This is a genomic window from Caballeronia sp. J97 (genome assembly GCF_905220305.1).
Lineage (GTDB): Bacteria > Pseudomonadota > Gammaproteobacteria > Burkholderiales > Burkholderiaceae > Caballeronia.
Map to the genome: position 1 here is coordinate 472778 of NZ_CAJMZL010000001.1, position 22821 is coordinate 495598.

Here is a 22821-nt window from a genome sequence, read left to right on the forward strand (position 1 = left end):
CTCATCGAAGAGACGGGGACGGACCTCATGGCCATCCCCTTCGGTTACTCGGCCATCACGCAATCGTTTCCACTTCTGCCTCCTTGTCCTTCCGGGCGTCCTTGGTCTTCAGCAACGATTCTCTGGTCGAGTAGTACCGCAGGCTCACTTCGTGGCACAGTTCGGCCCGGGTAGCACTCGGAAACTCCTTCTGGACCAAATCGACCATCTTTTCGGCGATTTCACGCGGGATACCAGCGACAATCAACGATGAAACCGCGTCTATGGAGACCTCGATGCGGTCGTGACGGCTCAACGCGTCATAGAACAAGTTGTGCTGGGCCTCTGCCTTCATGTCGGCAACGACCTCCTTGAGTGTGTCTCCGAGGATGTCGTCGTAACGCATCATGTCAACCTTCCTGCCAGAGCGGATTGCGCGCAGAATCGGCTTCAGAGACCGCATCTTTTCGTCGAAAACGCTCTTGAAAAGGCGACAGGAAAGCCTCTCACGACCAGAGGCGATAGCTGCGTACTGCGAGAGCTGATAGAGAGGAATCGCAACACCGGGGAGGCCCTGAGTTAGGCTCCAGAGGTATTTCCGTTCAGCTGCGCTTAGCGGCTTCGAGTTAGTGAGCCACTGGTATTTGGAAAGCTCATCGCAAAGGCGATTCCAATCAGTCGCATCATGGATGCCGCGCCACACGGTAACTCCCTGGCTGCTGACGCGCCGAGCAAGGCGAAGCGTCGTCCGGAATAAACGCTCCGCTCGCGGCGTTCCGCAAACGACAATCGGAACCCCCACGAGGTTGGTGAGGTTCACAAAGAAATCAAACAACGGGTCGGCACCGGCTGCCGCATTGAGCGCGTTCTGAATCTCGTCGAGGACAATCACGCCTGTGTGGTGCCTCCGGGCAACACGGTGCACCTTGTTAGCGTAATCCGCAAGCGTGGCACGGGAACTGAGTTCCTCCACGTAATGTGTGTCCAACAGGTCGTCATAGGTTTCAAGCAGAAGCTTGAGAGTGTCTTTGAGGCTGGCTGAGCGCGGACAGTCAATCTTGATTCGCACCACCTGCATCACTCCGTACTGCGGATGCCTGACTACCCATGGCAAGAGACGAAGCGCCGACTCAACCGCCGTCGTCTTTCCTGCCCCCGAGTATCCGAAAAACGCGGCGCAGTAAGCGTGACTGCGTCGATGCTCGTAGACTGCCTGAAGCTGTCCGGACGATGAGTTCAGGCGATAACGGTCCCGAACCGCATCCAATCCGTTGTCGAGTATGGATTCGTGAGCGTAGTGCTCACGGATAATGCGATGGATGGTGTGTACCACGTCCAGATGTGCAGGCAGCGACACGACGAGTTCACCCAGTCTCGCCACGGCATGCATGCGATACTCTTTCGACCGCTCGCGCTCGGATTCGTCAAACCCAATCGACACGCCCACCTTCTTCGCAATATCTTTATCTGTCCAGTAAGGACCAAGACAGGATACCAAGTGATTGCTTGCATGCTCGGGCAGCAACCCCTCCTGATGATAGATGGCATCAACAGCGTGGACACATCGGAAAACATCCCTGTCCTCGGCGTGGTCCGTGCGGCGATGTGATGACTTTGCCATAAGAACCTCCATTTATAAGCTTGCGAAAAGGTCGCGCGCTCGCGCCTCTGCTTCATCCGAAATCGACATAAACTTCTTGCTCGGCTCCTCCTCATCTTCAAAGATGTCCCCGCTATCCTCCACTTGCCTCGCTCGCTGGTTTGCCAAAAACTGCTCCAGCTTCTTGCTTGGGCTTCGCCGCTTACGGTTACTTTTGGTCGCATTTTGTGGCTGCGAGCTCGGGCTTTTCGCCTCGTTGATAGCATTCCCGCGAGCGAGCTCTTCTCTCGCCGCCAATGCATCGTCCCTCATGCTCTCATCGTCTCGCGGCTCACCTAGCCGGGTGATATCCACATGAGCCATGCCCTTTTCGTTGAGTTCGCGCCTAGTCTCTCTCGCACCATCCGATGCGAGCTTTTGGATGTTGTGCTCAGCCATCGCTCGACTCTCTTCTTGGTCAGCATATGAGTTGTTGACGTTAGTGCTGTTGAGCTCTTTGTACTTTTGCACCTCGTAATGGGACAGCCCGTGTAGCCACGCAGGGACGCTTTCGGCCAGGCCACAGGGCACGGGTTCCCCGAGTCCGAGGATTCGAATCTCTGTGTTATCCACACCATCAAAGTCAATAGTGAGCTCAGTGTCCTTCCCCTCTGCGCGCTTCATGCTCTGCCTTTCGACCAGGGAAAGAGGATTGTCGTAAATGACTCCGCCAAAGTTGATGCCGTTCGCGACGATGGTGGCTTTCCCCGGTGTCATAACGCGTGCACGGAACTCAGCTACGTTCACACTGCGGCCAAATCCATTCGTTTCTGTTCCGTAGACCCAGAGATTCAGGGGTGTCGGTGCAAGACCTCGTTCAACCATCTCAGGCGGTGTCGGGTAGCCGGTGACCGAGCGCGTGTCATAATCAAGCACAGCTCTGACAACAATCTCCCGGATTTCATTGATATCAAGTGCGGCGTCCAATGCTGGGTGCCGTTCGCCGCGCTCGAACGCGACTTTCTCAACCGCCCCCGGGACAAAAGGCATCCAACTTTGCGGAACGCTCTTAAATCGCGTTTCCATGACGGACCGCAGGTCTGGTCGATAGGCAGGAGCGTTAGAAATCTCGACACGGTAGTGGACGGTCAAGGGCGTCGCTTTGTGCACACTAGAGACTTCGCCTTGGTCCGCATACAACGTTTCTGGAAGACGAGAGCATGGCCAATCCTCCTCCGTGATGGCTATACCGAGCTTCCTACAAAAATCGACCTTGGGGCTGACCGCATTCACCAACGCGGCCATCGCGCCATTCCAGCAAGGCGGCTCAAACGCGATGTACAGCCCCACTATCATTCGGGACCAGTCGTCTACTACGAAGTAGACCGTCAACCGAGGCAGCGCCACAGTCCTCATATGCCGGGCTACCGGGTAGATGTCGATTACGCTGGCATCGATGTGATAACGCTCTCCCGGGCCTCGGGTGTCTGATAGCCTCCCTGTAAGCGGTCGCTCGTGTAACAGGTACTGCTTAATCCCAACTTGTCGAACACGACGGTCTCTATACGAGTAGGTTTGCGCAATGTAATACTGCAACTGACGGGTCGTGATAGTGCGCGCCGGGTCGAATTCAATCTGGGTCAGAAGACCCCGTTCATCGTAGACCCGCCGCTTCGCAAGCTTGACCTTCAGCCAACGTACGGCCTGCGGCATCGATTTTTTTGCGCGCTTCCCTTTGCGGAACTCGGGAGTGAAAACCCAATCTGCCGCCAACTGGAGCAATCGCCGAATCTCATCATCGACGGGGCTCCCTCGCAAGCTTCTTCCTCGCGGCTTTCGCCCTGTATGCTTTGAGAAGTTCTTGTGCTTTCCTTTCCCCCCGCTGCGGTGATAGTCGTCGCCCGCCGCGGCGGGCGTCAGACCTCGCTGTAACCAACGGCGCAGAGTTCTATATACCGTCGACTCACTATACTTATGTGTTTCAAGGAATCGTTGAATGCGCTTCGCACGAGTTTCTTTGTGCAGCAACTCCTCGAACTGGTCGCCACTTGTCGAGGCCTGAGGCTTCTCGGACTCGTTCAGGTACGGGATATCGAACGTCAGCAACTGTTCGATGAGCATCCAACCTCGGTTGAGCGTCGGGTTTTCCACCGCGTTGATGCTTTGCTGAGAACGGCGATGGGGCTCGTGCCCTGCCGGTCGGCGACTTTCGGCAACGCTTGGGACGAAGTTTGGCACGAACTCCAGCGCCAGCTCATCTTCAACGTTGTGCGACAGGCGTTGCAAAACTTCCCCGGTCCTCAGCTTGAACGGAACCGCTTTGTGATATCTCTCCGGTACGCCCAGCTCAATATCTATTAGGTGCGTCCAGCCCGAGCCACGCCCAGTCTTGAGGACAATGTAGACCCGGTCTTGTTCCTCGACCGCTTCGTCATCCCTGGCTCGCGGTCTCCGATGACGCAAAATATCCCCCACCGCAATTGACGATGGGCATGTCGCCTTCATCAACATGGTTTCCTCCTACGTACGCGTACGCACTACTTAGGAAACTGAAATAAAGTGATGCATCAAATCTTCACCGCAATTTCCTCCACCGACAGCCTGATTGGGTCGATAGCATCGAGGTCGAATCGAATCTTCCGCGTCGTAGCCAACTGACGAAATGCCCGTGCGCCAGAGCCTGGCGGCAAGCTAAGAGCCTTATCCACCTTGCGGCATGCCTCTAATACGACTACATCGAGACGCTTCCTGAGCCGCCGAACAAGTTCCCGCTGAGCCGCTCCCTCTTCTTCTGTCAAGGTGCGGTCCGCCATGTCGTTCTCGCAGCGTAAAAGCCACGCTAAATTTTTGGAGCGCGATGCATGCATGCCGTTTGCAATGACAATTTTGAATTTGTGACCTTGGCGCTCCCAATACCGCTGCTCGATTTTTTGCCGCGGCGATGGTCCGCGTCGACGATAAGCCTTGGCGCTCTTGACCGAGTGCGCCGTTTTCGACACTTTTCCGTCTCGCTCAATGACTGCGACCAGGTCTGTGCTGAGAATCACAGGGTCACCACCAACCGTGTATGTCGGGTGGTCAACGCTGACTTCCAGCGCAGCTGGCCTTGATTCTTGCGTGGGAATCATGACCTGCTCAAACACTGTTAAGACGCTTTGGTCCCACCAGAGCTCCAGGAAAGCCGCGTGTTCGGCACTCGAGTTCAGATGTACTTCCCTCAGATGTGTCTTCATGCTTGTCAGGCGGGTCTTAATACCGGAGCCCGGCATGTCGCGAGTGCTTATCCAGCGAGTGTGGCGACCCTCCTGATTGCCTGCCTCGACCTCGCGCAGCTTGCGCGCAATGGTCAGCCTCCTCATTTCCAAGGTTCTGGATGTCATATCTGCACTCCTAATCTACAGCTTTTTAAGAAATAACTTCTGCTCCACGCTGCCTATAGGGCCTTTCGGCCTCTACAACTTTCCTACGTTTACTCCGGCGAAGGCAGCACGAGTTCGTCGACTCGTAAAAGGTATGTCAATCCGAGACGATGCCGCGATACGCTGTTTCCATCGCCTGCGCCTTCGCCCTTTTCGCGGCAGCTCTAGCGTGCCCGCTTCTCCATCATCAAACGCTGTATGGCGAAGGCGTTGCGATACGCTGCAGAGCAGCGTGCGCGTTCAACGAGGTCCTGGTCTGTGATGACGTCGTCTGTCGGCTCGCCCATAGCCAGCACCGATTCGTGGTCAACAGGTTCCCGCCTGGAGCGCCGCTGGTCGAACGAGTTTGACCTTTCAGGCCGGAGCAGAGTCGAAACCTCATCGTCCTCGATGCTCAACTGCTGACCATGACGGTTGTTTCCGCCCGACCCGACACCGACGCGAATTGCGGTGCGGTCGCTCGTCGATTCGACCTCAAACTTCTTCAACGCGGGCGGTCCCTTTTGCCCTCCCCGAACTCGGACAGACGTCTCGGCTCCAGAACAGCTTCCGGTGACACTCGAGTTCTTGGGGGAAACGGACGCTAAGTCATTTGGGAACCGGTTCTGCCCAGAGGCACTCGAATACCCTTGCGCGTGCAATTTCGCCTTGATACCGCTCGACATTTGAGCAACTCGAGCACGGTCGCTCGGGTTGCACTCGACATCAATAATGTCGCGCCGCTTTTTTTCCTTTGCTTTGCGCAATGGGATTTGGGGAAGCGCCTCTTTGTTCCCGGTAAGCACGGCGCTCGCACGCCTACGGGGTTGACGACCCTGGACATCTTCTGAGACGACTTCGAATCCGACGCAGCGCAGTGCATCACGCAGTTCGCGAGCCGCCGCGGAGCGATAATCAACTGCACAAATCACGCGCGCTCCCGCATGAGCATGTAGCAGAATCTCCCACGCGACTGCCAGATGAACGCCGCCGTGCCGGTCGGCGCGGTCGATTCCTACCACGATGTTCCAAGCGTTCGTGAATCCCGGCCGTTTCCTGATGAGCTTAAGCTGTTCCGCCAAGTCCCTTTTTGCGGTCGCTCGGAGGAGAAATCCCTTGGTCCCAATAGCAGGCGCCGAGTGAGCCGCTTCTGCCGGCACGACACGCCGTCGCAACAGAGCAAGCCGCTCGTGCGATTCAGGCCCGTTTATCAGCCACACTTTTGGGGGTTCAGAGCCGCGGCCGGCCCCTTTGCTCGTGCGCAAGGGTGCCACCAAAACCCGCGGCAATTCCTCGTAGAACTCGACAACGGAATCGTCGAGAGGCTCGGACTCACCGCAGAATTCGAGCGACCGGGCGTGTCCGGTGAATCGAGTTTGGGCACTCTGGTCTGCGTACACGACGTCCCAACCCGTGTAGACAAGCGTCCGACCTGCCCCTCGCTTCGACGTGACGTGGTAGGAATGCACCGAATCCGCGCGCACTTGCGGACCTTCAGCGACGCGTCCGAGGTCTGTCGGAACATCGGCCTTCAGGACCACCTGCGTTTCATTAGACAAAAACATGGCCTGCCTCCTTTAGAAGCGCTTGACAACAACACGCGAACCGCGGAGACTAGCTCTGTGAGTAGATGCTATCTCCTGGCCGCTATGCCAGGATGAACGGGCAGCCAGCTGCTAACTGGTTGCCCGTTTTCATTTCAAGCGGCGTTCGCCGCGAATCTTCGTCTATGTCAGCCGGATTTCGTTCCCAATAGTGAATTTGCGAGGCGTTCATTCAGAACACCATAGTTCGTAATCTGCTTGCAATAGCACCCGGAGGAAGAATCTTCTTTCGGGCGAAAGGAACGGGCTAACCCAAAAGTCGTGGCTCTTCTGGACTAATTTTGTGCCGAACCCGCTTGCACAAGACGTAGACGTCTCTCCAGATTTCGGGAGCTCCCTGTCTTGTGTGACGCCGAAGGGAGTCCGACTTTCTCACGCAAAGGTTATCGCCGAATTTCTAAAATTTTGAGCGACAGAGGCGTTTATGGGGACACGTATCCCGTCCAAACTCGGTACGGTACCGAGGCAGACGGCCTTCCTAAACAGCTAAAATGAACGGCTAAAATTTAGAGTTCTTTTTACTAAAGTTTTAGAACGGGATAAAAAGGTTCAATCACCCAGAGCGCAACCGGAGCGCTGCAACGGTCCCTACTCGGTGGGACGATATTCGCTGATTGCTCTCACTTATGGCCCGCTACCTCTCCCCATTCGGACGATTTCTAGTCGTTGCCTACAGTCACTGGCGGCTAATCAAGTAGTTTTCTCCTTTTCTACATGTCAGTCTGACCCGACTACCGGTAGGGGTATCTTGACATTATAAAATTGGTGAATTAGCACTGCAAATCAACAAAGGCCATCTAGCCCTAAATAGAAAAAGTTTGCGACGGGTCCGCAAAGCTTCCTTGACCTTCTTTTTGACTGTATTTAAGAAATACGGCCCCATAAACTTTTAGCAAGCCTCTCCGGTAACGAATACCATCGACATAAGGAAACCGTTCGTGCTCCGCGAACTGGCGTCATTGAATTCGCGTAACCCAAATCGGCGGTGCTTTCGTATCGAGGCCGGGACGAATCGCGTTGCGACTGAAACCGCCCCCACCATGAGTGCGGCGCCGCTTGACGCGCCGTCTGGCGGGATTAAGGAAGTACGCGAGGTATCCAAGGTCGATGTGTGGGCGGTGCTATTGCGATAATTTATCTTATCGATAGAGCAGCGGCAGCGACCTAAACTGGAAGCATGAAACCGTCGCCGCCCGCCGCTGGGCGCACGCGCCGCGCCCCATCCCGTCCCGACGCCTCGCCTGCCCGAGCACTCTCCCCAGCCTTTCCCGACCTCGATGAGCTCGCGGCTCTGCGCGCCTGGTACGAGGGGCTCACCGCGCGTGCCGCCGTCCATCGCTACCTGGGTCATGTCCGGGCGGACGGTCAGTCCTCCCGCGCCCTGCTCGGCCGGATTCGCCGGCGACTCATCGCCTTCGCACGGTCGCGCCAGCAGCCGGAGTTGGCACAGCTTTTCGAGCACCCTGCCGCGGACCGAACCTCCCGCGCCGCCGCTGTGGTCCGAGGGCTGGACGTGCTACGCCATGCGGCCGCGCCAGAGCCGCAGGTGACCGATGACATGGAGCAATGGCTGTCACCTCGCATAGTGCGAGCGCTCCAGGCGGCCGGCATCCGTACTCTCGCCGATTTGACGGTGCGAGTGCCGCGCCGCCGTCTCTGGTGGCACACCATCGCCGGGCTTGGACGCGTGGGCGCACGCGAAGTGGAAGCTTTCTTTGGGGCGCACCCAGCCCTGACGGCACAGGCGCGAGCGCTGGTGTGTCAACCGACGAGCCATACGGTGGTGCCTTGGGAAGCGCTGAGCGTTCCGGAATCGCTCGATGGCTCGCACGGTCGATTGCGCGCACCGGTCAGAAGTTGCCTGCTCAACGCGGAAACGGACTATGAGGCGGTGCACGCCTGGCTTGAATTGCACGAGGCACCGGAGACCGCGCGTGCCTACCGAAAAGAGGCGGAGCGACTGCTGCTGTGGGCCATCGTTGAGCGTCAGCGGCCGCTCTCGTCGCTGACCACCGACGACGCGCTGGCGTACCGAACCTTCCTGCGTCACCCGACGCCACGCGAGCGCTGGGTCGGACCTGCACGGCCGCGTGAGTCCGTCGAATGGCGCCCCTTCGTGCATGGCCTGTCGTCCGAATCCATTGCATATGCGTTGACGGTATTACGCGCGCTGTTCCGCTGGCTGGTCGAGCAGCGTTACGTGCTGGCCAATCCCTTTGCCGGCCTCAAAGTACGAGGCGTGGGACGAAGTGCACATTTCGACGCCGACCGCTGCCTCAGGCAGTCGCAGTGGGCGATGGCGCGAACTGTTGCCGGGCAACTCGACCTCGTTCATGGCTGGAGCGCCGCCGCCGCGCAACGGATGCGATTCATCCTCGATTTTGCCTTTGCCACGGGACTGCGTGCGCACGAACTCGTCGAGTCGAAGCTGGGAGACGTTCGAGAGGACGAGAATGGCGACGTCTGGCTACATCTGGTGGGCAAAGGGCAGAAGAAGGCCAAAGTCGCGCTGCCACCACTTGCCATGCGCGCGCTCGAAACACACCTCGTAGAGCGCGGCTTACCGGTTGTCCGAGCGAGATGGCCGCGTTCCGTGCAGCTCATCGGCGCGCTGACTGGGGAGGTGTCCACGGAGCGCGCGCCGGGCATCACGCCGGCCAGACTTCGACAAGTGATAGGCCGGTTTTTTGATACCGCTGCAGAGTTCGTCGGTGAGGAGGATGCATTACTCGCCGATACGCTACGACACGTCAGTCCGCATTGGTTAAGACACAGTCACGCAACTCATGCGCTCGAAGACGGAGTTGACCTTGTGTGCGTTCGAGACAACCTGAGACACGCCTCGATTTCAACGACATCCAGATACTTACACGCAGACGATAGCCGACGCGCTCAACAGGTCCGAAGTGCCTTCGGTGTTTCCTGAGCGCAGGACAGCACAAAGCGCGCTTGCGTGGGTTCGCTTCGCAGGACGAGGCGCTATGCTACCCAGTTCCGGCCGCCTGGCCGGTCCGATTGAAACGACGCTCGTGCCGTTGTTAGCTTTATCGGCGGCGAGCACAAGCAAGTTATACAACGGCCCACCTTCGATTATTACGATGTCAAAGATACAGAAACTCAATCGACAAATTGGACGAAAGGTATGCGCATTGGTTACCAAACGGATTATTCACGCCGCGTCAGAAGTTCGACCTGGACTCACTCGACTTCCCTGCAAACCTGACAGCTTAGAAGACCGCTACTTTCCTCGTCTCCGATTTTCAATAAGAGTTAGCGCCACCGCAAGCATCGCAATCCAAGAACCCACTTTGAATGCAGCTTGCATTTTCTCGCTGCTGGCTTTGGAATCGCCGTCCAATTTGACTTCTGCCTGACCTGCTTTTGTCGGTACAGCGCTGTTCAATCGATTCTTGACGATATCGAGATATAAGTCTTTCGGCGTGCGCTGCCCCAGTTCCTGGAGGTCACGGTAGTTGGCCAGAAAATCAAGGATGCTGGGGCGCAACGAGGTGACCGTGAAATCTCGCCCAGATTTCAACTTCCGCTCCAAGTCCAACTTCGTTAGCTCGGACGCGTGCTTCCTCCATTCGACTTCTCTATCTTGCTTGTCTCTTGCGCTGAGGAATGGAGTGACCAGCAGTTTGCCGCCCAAGGCTGTAATCAACGCGGCAACCATCGCGCCAACCGCCCCGGCAATAGCGCAAACGACCGTTAACACCGGTGTTGGCAGGGCTTGTATCTGCGTCCAAAGGCTGGCGATGGTCACGACGATTGCGCGGTGAAAGAACCTCCCGCTGTTCCGGTGGGCCCAGAGATGCTGAACGTTTTCGTGGCAACCTGACCGGAAGAGTCCTCTGCCCTCACCTCAAGGGACGCCCCAAAACCCCAGGTGGGCAACGCCAACATTTCGTGACACGGCGGGTCGGGGCACTCGAATTCCCCAATCAACTGCCCGCTTATGTACGCAGAAATTTGCGTTGGGCCGTCAGCACCCAAAACCGTGAAATAGAACTGCCCGCCTGCATACGCTTCGTTGACATTTTGTATTTCCACATTTGCCTCTGAAAGGTCGGCCACGCTTATTGTCTAACGTTTCGTCGCCCGGCACATCAACACTCGCGGGTCGTTCTCCACGGAAATGGCTTTGGGCTGCAAGAAGATAGCATGGACGGCGCGACGAATCCTAATGTCCGTGAACTCGCTGCCCGGTTAGGTGAGTTAAGGCAGCAAAGCCCACCCTCCACCATTGCTCTCGCTGTTCGTCCAAAAGACAGTGAGCGCGGCGTTTGCCGTAATCCTTGCGGGAGCAAGCATGGCGTTCAGAGAGATATTTCCCCTTCGCCAGTACCAACATGCCGCGTGGCCCGCGTCTGGACGTGGCCTGCGAGACTAGATGACGCTCGTCGACAGTCTGGCATGAAGCTGTTGCTGTTCCCGATAACGCTCGAGTTGCCGGTGAGATGAATGAAAAGCATCAACATCGGAGCTGTTTGCTTACAGCACGAAAGTTCACCGCTGTCACGGTCGGCCGCTCCGACTAACATTCTGTTTGAGTGACGCCCTTGTCAGCGGCTAGCTTCGGTTGCCGTACGGGACGCGCAAGTCCACCTGCCTGCGGCCCATCCTAGCTCACGGAAACGCACGAACGTCCTGCATTCAAGTGTGTCTCAAGGGAAGCATTTTCCCGAATGAAGCCTGCGCTAGCGAACGAGTCAGAACTACCCACAGGAGGCATGAATCCTGTTGTTCTGGTACAAGCACGTGCGGTCGAACGTATGCTGTGAGAAGATGGAACCAGATTTAGCAGCGTGCCTATGAGACCGCAAGTCAAAGGTAAAGGCCATGCTCGACCTGCGAAGAGTTTGGAATTTCGGTTCGTTATCACTCGGTTTCATATTCCCCTTTATCGTCGGGGTATTTGAATCGACGCTGCGGGGGGCCGCCGGTGACAACGACCCACAGTTCTTTCCCCCAGCACTGGCCGGAGCAGGGCTGGCTGCCCTATTACCATGCCTCATTATCGGCCCTCGACCGGCAGAAGTCGCCGAGGGAGAGTCCGCGGAAGCGGCGCGAAAGCGCTGGGACTACAATTGGAATGCCTGGGTGCTTGTGTTGGCGTTTATCTGGTTTGGCGTCGGAACGCTGCTCTGGGCCGTCATTCTCGTACACTCGATAAAAGGAACCTTTCCTGTATGGTGGCCAGAACTCCAGTTTAATCCGAAAGTTGGAGTATCCGGTTCTGAGACGCTCCTGTTTTATGTACTAGCCATCTTGTTGGTAGTTCTCAAACTGGAGAGGCAATGAATGGAATCCTAACGTATGCGGTGGAAAATCCGATATTGCTGATTCTTCCGGCTCTCGGATTTGTCGCATCTCTTGGGCTCTTGCGCGTTAAGGACCGGTATCTGAATGAAGGCGTTATCTTTCGGCGACCGAGACAATCGCATGCTTCAGAAGACGTCTCTCTGGCCGTTGCGAACATGTCCCAACCCACGGACGCTGAAGCGTACTTCAAACGAGGCACCGCGCGCAGCAATATTGGGGACCTCGACGGCGCTCTGTACGACTACGACGAAGCTATTCGCCTGAAACCCGATTACGCTGCCGCTTACAGCAACCGTGGGCTGGTCCATGCAGCGAACGGTAGTCTCCTCAATGCACTGCATGACTTCGACGAGGCCATTCGCTTAGAGCCCGACGCCCGCACTTTCTACTATCGTGGCTTTGCGCGCAGCAGCCAAGGCGACCTCGAAGGCGCACTGTGCGATTACGACGAAGCTATTCGCCTTAAGCCCGACTACGCCGCTGCATACAATGAGCGCGGCGTTGCCCGTCAAACGAAGCACGACCTAAATGGTGCGCTCCACGATTTCGACATTGTCATTTGGCTACGGCCTGACTATGTAGTAACACACAATAGCCGGGGAGCGCTGCGCCAGAAGTTGGGCGACCACATTGGTTCGCAGCGCGATTTTGAAATAGCTAGGGGACTTCGAGCGCGAAATGCTGAAAGCAAGAGCGCCCGTGGTACCCAAAGCGACCCAAACAATGAAGAGGAGCGGTGGCTCGCCGTTCACTCGCATCCCGACGATGCGCCCGCTTTGTACCATCGGGGCATTGCACGCAGGATGATGGGCGACCTTGATGGGTCGCAGCGCGACTTCGATGACGCGATGACGATTCGCCTGCGCGGCTCGGCCGCGTTTGACGAATCCCGACGGAGTCGCGCTCCCGAGCCGTCTGAAAATCAGAGCCGTACTGAGACTAAACCGCCGGACGTTACAGCAAGTTGACTATTCTGATTCCCACCACCCTCACTACTCCTGCGGTTGATGCCCTGCTCGAAATGCTTAGCGGCTCTTCACGCTGCGGAGTCTTAAGTTTGCGCCGCGGTCCGTGCGGCGTTGGAAGTGTCTCAATCCCCGCGGGCCTCTCTGCACCGTTGCTGCGCGCGGCAGTCACAGCGTGGCAGTCCTTCGTCATATTGTCGCTTCGATTCGCGGTGAACACGAAAGTCGCTAACGATGAGGGCGGTTTCAAGGTTGAAGCGCAACAGCGGGTTTAATGTTTAGAGCCGCGAGGTTGAGTTGCGGAAGCGAGTGTGGTGGCGAAGACCTCGAGTGGCGAATGGAAGGCATGAGTGGCGCGTGGCATGCTGTTCAGACTGTCGGCAATGGCGTCAAGTTCGTCCTGACTGTAGACCGAAAGGTCGGTGCCTTTGGGCAGATACTGGCGCAGCAGTCCGTTGGTGTTTTCACAAGTGCCGGGTTGCCATGGGCTGTGCGGGTCGCAGAAGTACACATTCACACCGGTGGCGGCGGTGAGCTCTGCATGTCGCGACATTTCCTTGCCTTGGTCGTAGGTGAAGCTCTGCCGTAATGGCTCGGCAATCGAATTGAGTTTGGTAGAGAAGCCTGCCAGCGCGGAAGCAGCCGTGGCATCTTCCATCTTCGCCAGCAGCACCAGGCGGCTGGTCCGTTCGACCAGCACTCCGACTGAAGACGCATTGTTGGCGCCCTTGATGAAGTCGCCCTCCCAATGTCCGGGCAGCAGTCGGTCTTCGATTTCGGGCGGCCGCACATGAATACTGACCATGTCGGGAATCTGTCCGCGTCGGTCCGCACCCCGTGTGCGCGGCATGCGCGTGCTGTGGCCGTGGCGCAGGCAGGCGATGAGCTGACGGCGCAGTTCGCCGCGCGGCTGGGCGTAGATGGCCGTATAGATAGTTTCGTGGGACACGTGCTGGGTCGGGTCGGTCGGATACATGCGCTTGAGTGTGCCCGATATCTGCTGAGGTGACCATTTCCACTCGAGCAGGGTAAGAACGATGCGCCAGCACACACTCTGCGTGCAGAGCTTTGTGGGACGGCGACCCGCACTCCGACGCGCGTCGCTGAGCGCTTCTGCAGGTACGGATGCATAGCCAGCAGGAGAACCATTTCGCCTCAGTTCACGGCTTACGGTGGCTGGCGAGCGGCCGAGTATCCGGGCCATGGCCCGGATACTCGAACCCTGCAAATGCAGGCTCGCAATGGTCAGGCGCTCTTCGGGTTGAAGCTGTAGATACCGAGTTCTTTCGTGCATCGCAACACCTTATATGAAACAGGTGTTGCACTTCAAATTTGAGGCCGCCGAGTAAAAACCTGCGTAGTGGCATGTTTAATTGTCTTTTAGCATGCGAGTAATCTCTTGGTTTTCGTTTCGATACGCGCCATGTTGTCGCTCCCAGTTGTCTCACAGCTTAACGGCGTTACAGCGCACTTGCAACGTCACACTATATCAAGCGCCACCGTGTGATGAAGTCGACTCCCCGGAGCGAGGCAACTGTGTAGTCACTGCCTTCCGTTCGAATTCGTAATAGCCTTTGAGCAATGAATGAAATTCAATGAGAAGCTTCTGCTCCACGTCCGGTTCCCTTGTTCCCCTCGACAAACGGCTCAGATAAGTAGCGCATGTAGTTAATGCACTCGCGCATCTTGAAAGCAAATTCCGGTTCGCGAGTCCCTTGAAGTCTTCAGCCTGAAGACGTGCCTCCAGCGTTTCACGCATCGTCGCGGATTGCATGCCAAGCACGATGTAGCGCAGAAGCACCTCGTCAAAGGGCTTCCCGGTGTTGGCCGAAGCGCTACGGATGATATCGGTCACCGAGTTGGGCAACCCGCTCCCCTCCTCGGGGCTCGCAAGGAGCCTTGCCACAATCTCATTGTTCGTGCTTCGACCCGTTCGGGTCGCGGCCTCCTCGAGCCTTTCGCGCAATTCGGTAGGCATTCGAAGGGAGAACGCAGCGGGTTGTTTCACTTTCTTCAGTCGCTCAATAAAAGATGGCAGAGTCTTTTAAACTCTTGTAGCACACACCAAAATGTTGAACCGAATCAAAAAGAATCACCCTGTGGATAACCGTCTTGCGCCGTGGCGCATCGAGCAATGCCGCAGCTTCGTCCACCGCTTCTGGCGCCTTCTTTATGCTATCGCTCAGGCAGCGGAAGTGCCAGATTGCAGTTCACCGGCGTCAACAGACGTGCTTACATCGTTCGCGGCGCTGTTGGTCGTGGTCGCTGCTGCCTTCTTCGCCGTCGGCCGCTTGCTTGCAACCTTCTTGACAGAGGCCTTCTTTGTCGGCGCGGACACGCTTTTTGTCGCGGGCTTCTTCGTCGTCGCGGTACCGCTAGCCCTCTTCGAGGCAGCTTTCGTCACCACAGCCTTCTTCGCGGTTGTCTTCTTCGCGGTTGTCTTCTTCACAGCGGTCTTGTTCGCTGGAGTTCCCTTCGTTTCTGTCGCGCTCGCTGCGGCACCGTCAATCAGGAACTTCGTCCTGTCTTTGGCACCAGCAAGCCACGCCGGCGACTTGCCGCGACCGCTCCACTCTGCGCCGCTCTTAGGGTCGCGATACTTCGCAGGTTGAGGTCCGCGCGGGTAATTGCCAACAGCCTTCGCCGAACTTTTATCTACGGCGGTCGCAGTCGTGACATTGCCATCAATTAGAAACCGGTCGCGATTTTTCGCTGTCGCCAACCATCCCGGCGCTTTTCCACGACCACTCCACGTCGCCCCGGACTTCGGGTCGCAGTACAACGCGGGCTGCGGACCGCGCACATAGTTGCCGACAGTCTTCGGCGACGTTCTTGCGGCAGTCGAGACGCCCGCCTCACTGCCATCAATAATAAACTTGTCGCGATTCTTTGCGCTCGCAATCCAGTCCGGCGCGCGGCCATGTCCGCTCCATATCGCTCCCGACTCTGGGTCCCGATATCTCGCCTTCGACGCTTGCGCGACCGAAGCTGACTTCATCGCCATCTTGCTGCCACGCTTCTTGCCACCAAACGCGGAGCCGAGGTCATGCGTTGTTATCCTGTGCTCTGCCATCAGAGCGTGAATTTCGGCAATGACGCTCGCCGATTTCTTCTTGGTAATTGCCTCCGCTTCAGCTTGAAGTTTCGCAATCTTCGCCTGAATCGACTGATACGTAGACTGACTTTCCCCTTTCGTGATTGCAATCAACGCACTATGTCATATGCGCAGTGAGCAAGGCGCGCGCCTCTCCGAAGTCAAAAGTCTCGCGAGCTCGAGAAATTCTGCACATCCTCGGAAGTGGTGACTCTGCGCAAACTACGGTGCGTTTTCTTTGTGCAAAGCACGAACGTCGTTGAGACCTTTTGAACCGACATAGTCGTTAGATTAAATGCGATGCTCTCGGCGAAGTGCTTGGCCAATGCCCATCCTATGCCTCTGTCATAGCAGAGCATCGCGCCGACCCTACGCTCTCGATAGGTCCCTCGAGAGGTCGATAACAAGACCAACGATGTGCCCAACATATTCAACGGGTATCAGAACGTCCATCTTTTGAGCCATCTGCTCGGCCGTTCTTGGCTTTTCTCGGTTCGGTCCAAGCTTCGTCTTGTGACCGAACCAGAGAATAATGAACACGCCTACTCCTTCGGCATCTGGATTGCGCATGTATCGAGGTTCGAGCTGGTCGCGCCAGGCATACCAGAGTTCGGGATGATTGTCCTTCTTTATCTCGACAGGAACGATACGGCGGCGGCTCTGGACGATGACGCTTGTTTGCATGTCAGCGCGTCTTTCCGCTGCAGCGAAACTCTCCTTTTCAACTTGTACTGATTTCAGGGCCATCGGTCGACGCAGCAGCATGAGCAAGATGTCCCGGCACTCATTCTCGCTTTTCGGAGTAAAAACGCCGTCTTTGTCTTTGGTGTAAAACAGGTCCAGCTGATTCGTCTCTTCGAAATGGATTTTCCTCGCAAGATGGACGAGCTGGTCGCGCAACAGCTCAGCCATATCTCTTGAATTCGCAGGCGCGTTATTGGCAAGTACGTCCGCGACCTCGACGGCCGTTGGCGGAACGTATTGGTGATTTTTGAGGTTGCGGTCTTGCTGGAAGAACAAAGCGCCAAGCCACATCCGCCATGAATCCATTTTAGGGTCCTGACGTAGCTCGTGCAGCGCCAGTCCGGCCGCAGGCAACATTGATGCACCAAGAAGGTGAGCAAGTCGTTGCAGCACAGCACTTTGATGGTCGTATGGCGAGTTGTAGTCCTCGTCGTCGGCTGATGTAGACGCCGTCGCTGTCGACGCCAGCACGCGAATGATGCGAGCAACAACATCCGGATGCGCCGCCAGCGCATCGTGGACCGGTTGCCCTCTTTGCTCGATTGCTTTTGCTAGCTGATATGGTCCGTCCGCTTGACTGACAGCCTCAGTCTCGATGTCGTCAATCTGGCCTTCAGGGTCTTGGACGAACAGCCCCATCTGCACCGCCAACCTGAATTTAGCGCTCAGTTTTGGCGTCGAAAGAATGCTGCTCAATGCGGTTGATACGGCGTGTCCCGGCAAATGCTGCTCGGCCCCCGGAAGCAAAACCGTGTTGAAGAAATGGAGCAAACGTTCGTCTGGGTCGGCTGGAATACTAGCCAGGACGCGCGGCAGAAATTTCGCGGCCAACGCTTTCGGAGCGTCTACATCCCTCAGGAAGCGAAGGGCGTCGATGTTCGGAGCCCGACCATCTTTGAGCTGCCCTTTCCAGCAGACGAGCATCAGGTTCGAAACTTGGCCGGGACTATGTTCGGCTAGTGCACGGAGCCAATCAGGAAGCGGCGCGTCGCTATCCACGATGTAGAAGCCGACCAAGGCTTCGACGACCTTCTGCTTCCACGACGTCACGTCGGCACCATCGGAATAGCAAAGTTTCGCTGCGAGCAAAGCGGGATAAGACGAGTTATACGAGTGCCCTGCCTTCCGGCCGACTGAAATTATGTCGCTTAGGGATGGCAGGTCGTCAGCGACAACGAGCCGCTTCAACGCCTCGATTGCCTGCTCTGCGACGCCAATGTCCACAACGAGCAGGTCGGCCACCCGTTGCAGCGGCGTTTCTCCTTCGATGTTCGAGAACATCTCGTTATAAGCTAAGGCGATTTCCCGCACCAGCCAGTAGTCAGTGCTCCCGGTTAGAAGGCCGCGCAGGCGCTCTCCGAAATTGCTTTGTCTTTGCGCGCGCTCTGCCACGCGGGCGCTCTCGACCTGCTGCTTACGTTCAGAATCACGTCGTTGCCAGGAGTCGAGCTGCCAAGCCGTGTTCCGCTGCGCCCACTGTTCAGCCTGCGGCCAGCGCTCTACATTCTCCGCTATCCATGCTTCGAGCGCCTCCAACGTGATGTCGAACCGCTCAGTCAGGTTTACAGCGGCGTACGATGCCCGGTCAACACAGTTCTCGACGAACACTTCATTGTCAGAAGCACTAGCCTGCACAAGAAGCCAGCTATACCAGTCCGCAGGACGTTTAGCATCATACAGAACGGACTCGAGATTGTTGACTCGAATGGCCTTCGAGTCCTCTGGTATTTGCGCGAGTCCCTGCGTAACGAGCCGTCGTTGCATCTCGGGGCGATTGCTTAACCAGTCACTCAAGAACTTGATTGCTGACGACTCGAGTCCAGCCGAGCCGTACTTATCGAGTCCCATTGAAAACCACTTCCACAGTTGCTGCGCAGAAATCGCCTCGCCTTCAACATCCACTGCGCGCACCAGCACCTTAGCAGCAACCTCCCGAGTCATGTCGTATGCACGCGCGGGCGTGTCGACGTCGTCTCGCGCGGTGGGTGCTGATAGAAGCTCATCGAGGGTTTCAATCGCAGGTATCAAATCCGCGTCGGGAAGCCGACGGTTGAAGGCAACCGCCCAGAACATCCTGAATTGACCGATTAGGTTAGACCGCTTCGCTGGCCGGCAAAACGCAAGAACTTGTCGGACCGACAAAAGCTCGGGGTAAAGGCAGTCCAGCAATTCGCCGAGAATCTCGTCGTTCGAGTCTTTCACTACTTCCGACGCAACGTCGTGCAGCAACCGCCGCGCCGCGCCCAGTTCGAACGCTCCGTCACGGAGCCATGCCGCGACTGCGCCAAGTCGAACTCGTTGCGCTCGCGTCTCGTCTCGAGCCATCTCCTCGAAAGTGCCTGCAAGCCCTGGAAACGTCTCGCCATAACGAATCGCGTCGAGAATACATACGACTAGAGCTTCGTGACCAGGCTCCCGAGACTCGTCTTTTAGGAAATGTGCGAATGTCGACTCCATTTCTGCGGTAGCAAGCGCTCCGAAAGGATGTGCCTCCCAGTTTTCATTCCGAAACCACGGATTTTCGGTAGCAACTCTCTGCAACGCCATGAGCAGCTTTGTCTTCTGCCCGATGGAGAACGGCTTCACATCGCCATAGAGCACCAATCCTAATGGGTCACGTACGGCGAGAAACTCCCTGTCCTCGACACAAAAGAGCGTCAGCCAGGCGTACACACCTCTGAGTGCATCCACAGTCTGCGCGCCGGCGATGCTCATCACGGCGACGACTCGCGGCAAAGGCAGGCCCTCCCGCGTAACAAGGTCTCCGATTGAACGGCCTGCGAGATATTCGCCGACCGTTCGATGCACCGGCACGCGCAAGTCGCCGTCGGCAGAGAAGAGCTTGGTATCGAGCGCAGCCATAGCAACGGCCTTATCGACATTCAAGCCCGACGGCAAATCGTCAATATGAAACACTCCGTCTGTTGGTGTGTCGGTCGGTCCTATCTGAATCGCCGAGCTATTGGAAAGCAGCATCACTGCGGCCAGCTTTCCGGCTGCTGCCAACAGATTCTCGACACTCATCGAATCTCGCATGGTGCGACTCATTCGGTGGACGCGGTTGTGCTCTCTCGCCAAAAGATTACACGCGGCCGCATAGGTGGCGCTTCGGCTCTCCGGCCAATCGTCCTTTTGAACTACATCTACCATCAGTTTCAAGAGCAGCGGATTCCCAAGAAGCGGCGATAGCTTTCGAGCCCCTGCCTCCTCGAGGAACTCAACGGCGGTACCTGCTTTCGATGACAACAGCCTTCCGAGTAGCTCAAGGACCTCCGCGTCGTTCAGCGGGTTCAACCAAAGCGTTTCCACTGTATCGGATGGCGACACTGCTTGCAGGTCTACGTCCCCACTACGAACCCAGTCAGCCTCTCGGCACGACAGCCGAAAGCGCGGGTTTCCCGCCTTTTGCAGGGAACGGCGAATCTCATCAAGTGCGGTAAAAGGCGAAACCGAGTCGGTTCGGCGCTCATCCAACGAATCGATGAACAGGGTCTTCCCTTTCGCCGCCGCGGGCAACTCCAAGACCGCAAAGTCGCGTGCGGTGATGTACCACGCCGCGTCGCCCATGCGTTCCGCTGCCGCCTTGAATGCAGTCGTCTTTCCGGACCCCGGCTCGCCAAGCAAGACATAGGCGTCTAGATGCTCCCAGTCTCGAAGAAGACGTGAGGAACTTCCGGATTCTGGGTTCTTGAGGGTTGCACTGCGTTCAATGAAGAGTTTGTCCGTCATATTGTTCGAATGCGATGCGAATGTAGGTGAAAAAGAGTCAGTTCGGCTTTAACGCCCTGACGGGCGAAGGGCTTCCACTTCGAAACTACCCCGTTTCGACGGGTTGTTCACGTTTAGAAGTGGGCGTTCGTCCCGGAGAGGTCTTCCTCTTCTCCCCTTTCAATCTCTCGTCGAGCAGACCGTCGCTGGCCCTCTATCGAGCTTTGCTCATCATCTAGCTGAATGAACTCACGTCTAAACTCTTCGAAGTTTGTGGCCTTGCGCAAGCTCACCACCATGGCAGCGAGCATCTTGTTCTGCCCGTGGATGAAGCCGAGTTGGTAACTCTCCATCTTCGCCAGTTCGCGAGCTAAGTCGGGAGACGCGATGCCCTGCCATTTGCGCTCAATCGAAGCCTCTCGCTCTATGTCGATTGTCGCGAACTCTAATGCGTCACTTTCGAGCACTCGCATCGACGCCGGCATAGACAGTCGCCGCGACGCTTCGTTTTTTAGAGCTTCCTTTTCCGACGGTGTCAATTGGGCAACGTAATCCCGAAGTGCCGTAATCGCCCATCCCGGGCATGCGCGACTGCTCACGCGGTCTCGCTCTATCAACCAACTTTGTACGGTGCGCTCCGATATTGGTTTGCGCCCGCTAAGCCGATTGATTGCGCTCACAGCAATGCTATTGCTGCCGCCCAGGTGCTCCCAAAGCAGCGCCCGCAGCTCGCTACGCCGGTCCTCTTCCAACAAAGTTTCGTGCAAATCGTTCTCTAGCTCGCGCAACTTCGATGACGGTAGGCCCTTAGGAATGGGCCCCTCAACCCGGTAGCTTCGCCGGCCATCCTCTCGAACTGCGACTTCAAACTGCGCTCGAGTCTCCCTGTGCGTTGCTACATTGCTCTGAAAGGGGTCGTATTGCCAGCTCATCGCTATCTCCAAATCGCGCAACCATTCTCTGCATTGTGCGCACATCGTGCGCACACGTCAAGCTTGCGTTCTTTCATCGCGATTGGCGGAGTTGCTACGAGCTAGGGAAACACGCCGTGTCGGGACATTGACTGGCTTACGAAAGTGCACTTCCCTTGTACGGAATCCCTTCTTTACATATTGTTGGGGTATCGGCCCAGTGGAGGACCATGGAATCCCACGAACAGGTTTGATTATTGAAACGATTGCTCAACGTTGGAATGAGCGCCTGCCTTGGGCGCGAAAGGCAGAGCAGATGACGCTTACGGCCATAGTAATCCGCGGAGTATCCGCAGCAGCTAGTCTGCTGTTGTTTTATCTCGCATGGTTCGTATACGAGAACGAGGAGCGTCGATTACAAAGCAAGATTGAAGAATGGTGGATTCAGTTCGACAGCCTCCGAAAAGACATGGTCGGGCGACAGGATGCTTTTGCTCGGGTAGTCGCAATCCAGTCTGAACGGTTCCTGCAGGGAATGTTTGGCGCCGTGGGTTTCACTCGCAGAGCATTCGTCGTCGCGCTCTGTGTCGCAATGGCGAGCTTCTCGCTCACGTTGGCACTTGCTGCCGCAGCGGTCAGCCCGGCATATCCAAACCCACGGTTCGACCTGTCAGCGTTTGCCATTTTCACGGTAGTTTTTATTGCTTTGCTGACCGCCGCCGTCGCCCCCGCAATTTCAGAGCGATATGCTCGAGTTCCTAAAATAACAGTGATTTGGACCTTCTGCGTGATAATGATTTCTTTGATGGTAGGCTGCATGCTAACGAAAAAGATAGGCTATGAGGCCGTTCCACCATTAAGCGTGTTTGTCGCTCCCTTTTTGCTCTTCATCGGTTTTTCATTAGGCGCCTTGATTGTAATGCTGCTCATATCAATCATGCGAAATTTCCTGGCCGACGTCTCAGCTGGCCGAATCAAAATCGTGCGCTCTGCGATTGCCGGAATAGCACTCGGTACGCCATGCCTCTGCCTACTATACGTTGGCTGCAACTGGGAGCGCATCCGACAGTCGTTGCAAATTTCTCCAGACGACACGCTCTTCGGTTTGCTCGCAATGATTTTACAAGGTTTAGTCCTGGCGAACAGTGTAGTGGCAGTCGTGATTCTTATCTCGGCACTGATGCTTGTTCATCGCGGTGCGTGGCCGCTACTCAGCAGAGCTCTGTATAATTTTCCGAGACACGAGATTTTGGCCCAGAAGAAAGCATTAAACACGCTAGGTGTCTCATTGGCAGTCGTAGCAATATACGGCCATTATGGTTGGCGGCTCGTCGCGAAATACATCGGATTCTGAGCGTCGAGGCAATCTGGTCCGTCAGGAGCTAGCGTGGCAGACCGATTTCGAAGCCTGGGGCCATTCGGAGCAACACCGGCTACGACCATGAGAAATATCGAGGCCCACCGCGCAGACAGTATTGCCACAAGACGGGGACAGCGACGCATCCCTTGGAACC

14 protein-coding genes and 1 pseudogene are annotated in these 22821 nt (G+C 56.6%); 4 read left to right on the plus strand and 11 right to left on the minus strand.

The features are described 5' to 3' along the window. Positions 1 to 55: 55 nt before the first annotated feature. From U4Y90_RS02215 to U4Y90_RS02230, 4 genes are all read right to left on the minus strand, one after another. Complete coding sequence (locus U4Y90_RS02215) at positions 56 to 1600, minus strand: ATP-binding protein (RefSeq protein ID WP_321791751.1); 1545 nt, start codon at positions 1598 to 1600, stop codon at positions 56 to 58. A gap of 12 nt (positions 1601 to 1612) precedes the next feature. Beyond that, positions 1613 to 4069 carry an integrase gene (locus U4Y90_RS02220; RefSeq protein ID WP_321791753.1) on the minus strand — a complete coding sequence of 819 codons (2457 nt, stop codon included), beginning with the start codon at positions 4067 to 4069 and terminating at the stop codon, positions 1613 to 1615. 56 nt (positions 4070 to 4125) lie between these two features. Beyond that, complete coding sequence (locus tag U4Y90_RS02225) at positions 4126 to 4938, minus strand: TnsA endonuclease C-terminal domain-containing protein (RefSeq protein ID WP_321791755.1); 813 nt, start codon at positions 4936 to 4938, stop codon at positions 4126 to 4128. Between the two features lie 203 nt (positions 4939 to 5141). Next, the gene (locus U4Y90_RS02230; protein ID WP_321791757.1) at positions 5142 to 6521 is read right to left on the minus strand and encodes a hypothetical protein; all 1380 of its coding nucleotides are present in this window, start codon (positions 6519 to 6521) and stop codon (positions 5142 to 5144) included. A gap of 1216 nt (positions 6522 to 7737) precedes the next feature. On the opposite strand from U4Y90_RS02230, the gene U4Y90_RS02235 reads away from it, so the two are divergent. Next, positions 7738 to 9486: a phage integrase family protein gene (locus U4Y90_RS02235; RefSeq protein ID WP_321791758.1), complete on the plus strand. Its 1749-nt coding sequence runs from the start codon at positions 7738 to 7740 to the stop codon at positions 9484 to 9486. Positions 9487 to 9798: 312 nt separating this feature from the next. Here the strand turns inward: U4Y90_RS02235 and U4Y90_RS02240 are convergent, their stop codons facing one another. Next, a complete protein-coding gene (locus tag U4Y90_RS02240; protein WP_321791759.1) occupies positions 9799 to 10326 on the minus strand; it encodes a hypothetical protein in 528 nt (175 codons plus the stop codon). A gap of 1076 nt (positions 10327 to 11402) precedes the next feature. On the opposite strand from U4Y90_RS02240, the gene U4Y90_RS02245 reads away from it, so the two are divergent. Next, on the plus strand, positions 11403 to 11864 hold the full coding sequence (locus U4Y90_RS02245) for a hypothetical protein (RefSeq protein ID WP_321791761.1): 462 nt from the start codon (positions 11403 to 11405) through the stop codon (positions 11862 to 11864). Further along, the gene (locus U4Y90_RS02250; protein ID WP_321791763.1) at positions 11861 to 12853 is read left to right on the plus strand and encodes a tetratricopeptide repeat protein; all 993 of its coding nucleotides are present in this window, start codon (positions 11861 to 11863) and stop codon (positions 12851 to 12853) included. The genes U4Y90_RS02245 and U4Y90_RS02250 overlap by 4 nt, the downstream gene beginning before the upstream one ends. 268 nt (positions 12854 to 13121) lie before the next feature. Here U4Y90_RS02250 and U4Y90_RS02255 read toward each other — a convergent pair whose 3' ends face one another. The 6 genes and pseudogenes from U4Y90_RS02255 to U4Y90_RS02280 all read right to left on the minus strand — a co-directional run bounded on the left by U4Y90_RS02255 (position 13122) and on the right by U4Y90_RS02280 (position 21328). After that, a complete protein-coding gene (locus U4Y90_RS02255; RefSeq protein ID WP_321791765.1) occupies positions 13122 to 14144 on the minus strand; it encodes an IS30 family transposase in 1023 nt (340 codons plus the stop codon). A 195-nt stretch (positions 14145 to 14339) separates the two neighbouring features. After that, a complete protein-coding gene (locus U4Y90_RS02260) occupies positions 14340 to 14717 on the minus strand; it encodes a hypothetical protein (protein WP_321792607.1) in 378 nt (125 codons plus the stop codon). A gap of 33 nt (positions 14718 to 14750) precedes the next feature. After that, positions 14751 to 14858, minus strand: a pseudogene (locus U4Y90_RS02265) (Arc family DNA-binding protein); the annotation flags it as partial. A 174-nt stretch (positions 14859 to 15032) separates the two neighbouring features. Further along, complete coding sequence (locus U4Y90_RS02270; RefSeq protein WP_321791768.1) at positions 15033 to 16058, minus strand: H-NS family nucleoid-associated regulatory protein; 1026 nt, start codon at positions 16056 to 16058, stop codon at positions 15033 to 15035. A 255-nt stretch (positions 16059 to 16313) separates the two neighbouring features. Then, positions 16314 to 20417: a hypothetical protein gene (locus U4Y90_RS02275; RefSeq protein ID WP_321791769.1), complete on the minus strand. Its 4104-nt coding sequence runs from the start codon at positions 20415 to 20417 to the stop codon at positions 16314 to 16316. 113 nt (positions 20418 to 20530) lie between these two features. Continuing rightward, the gene (locus U4Y90_RS02280; protein WP_321791771.1) at positions 20531 to 21328 is read right to left on the minus strand and encodes a hypothetical protein; all 798 of its coding nucleotides are present in this window, start codon (positions 21326 to 21328) and stop codon (positions 20531 to 20533) included. 229 nt (positions 21329 to 21557) lie between these two features. On the opposite strand from U4Y90_RS02280, the gene U4Y90_RS02285 reads away from it, so the two are divergent. Then, positions 21558 to 22661 carry a hypothetical protein gene (locus U4Y90_RS02285; protein ID WP_321791773.1) on the plus strand — a complete coding sequence of 368 codons (1104 nt, stop codon included), beginning with the start codon at positions 21558 to 21560 and terminating at the stop codon, positions 22659 to 22661. Positions 22662 to 22821 lie beyond the last annotated feature (160 nt).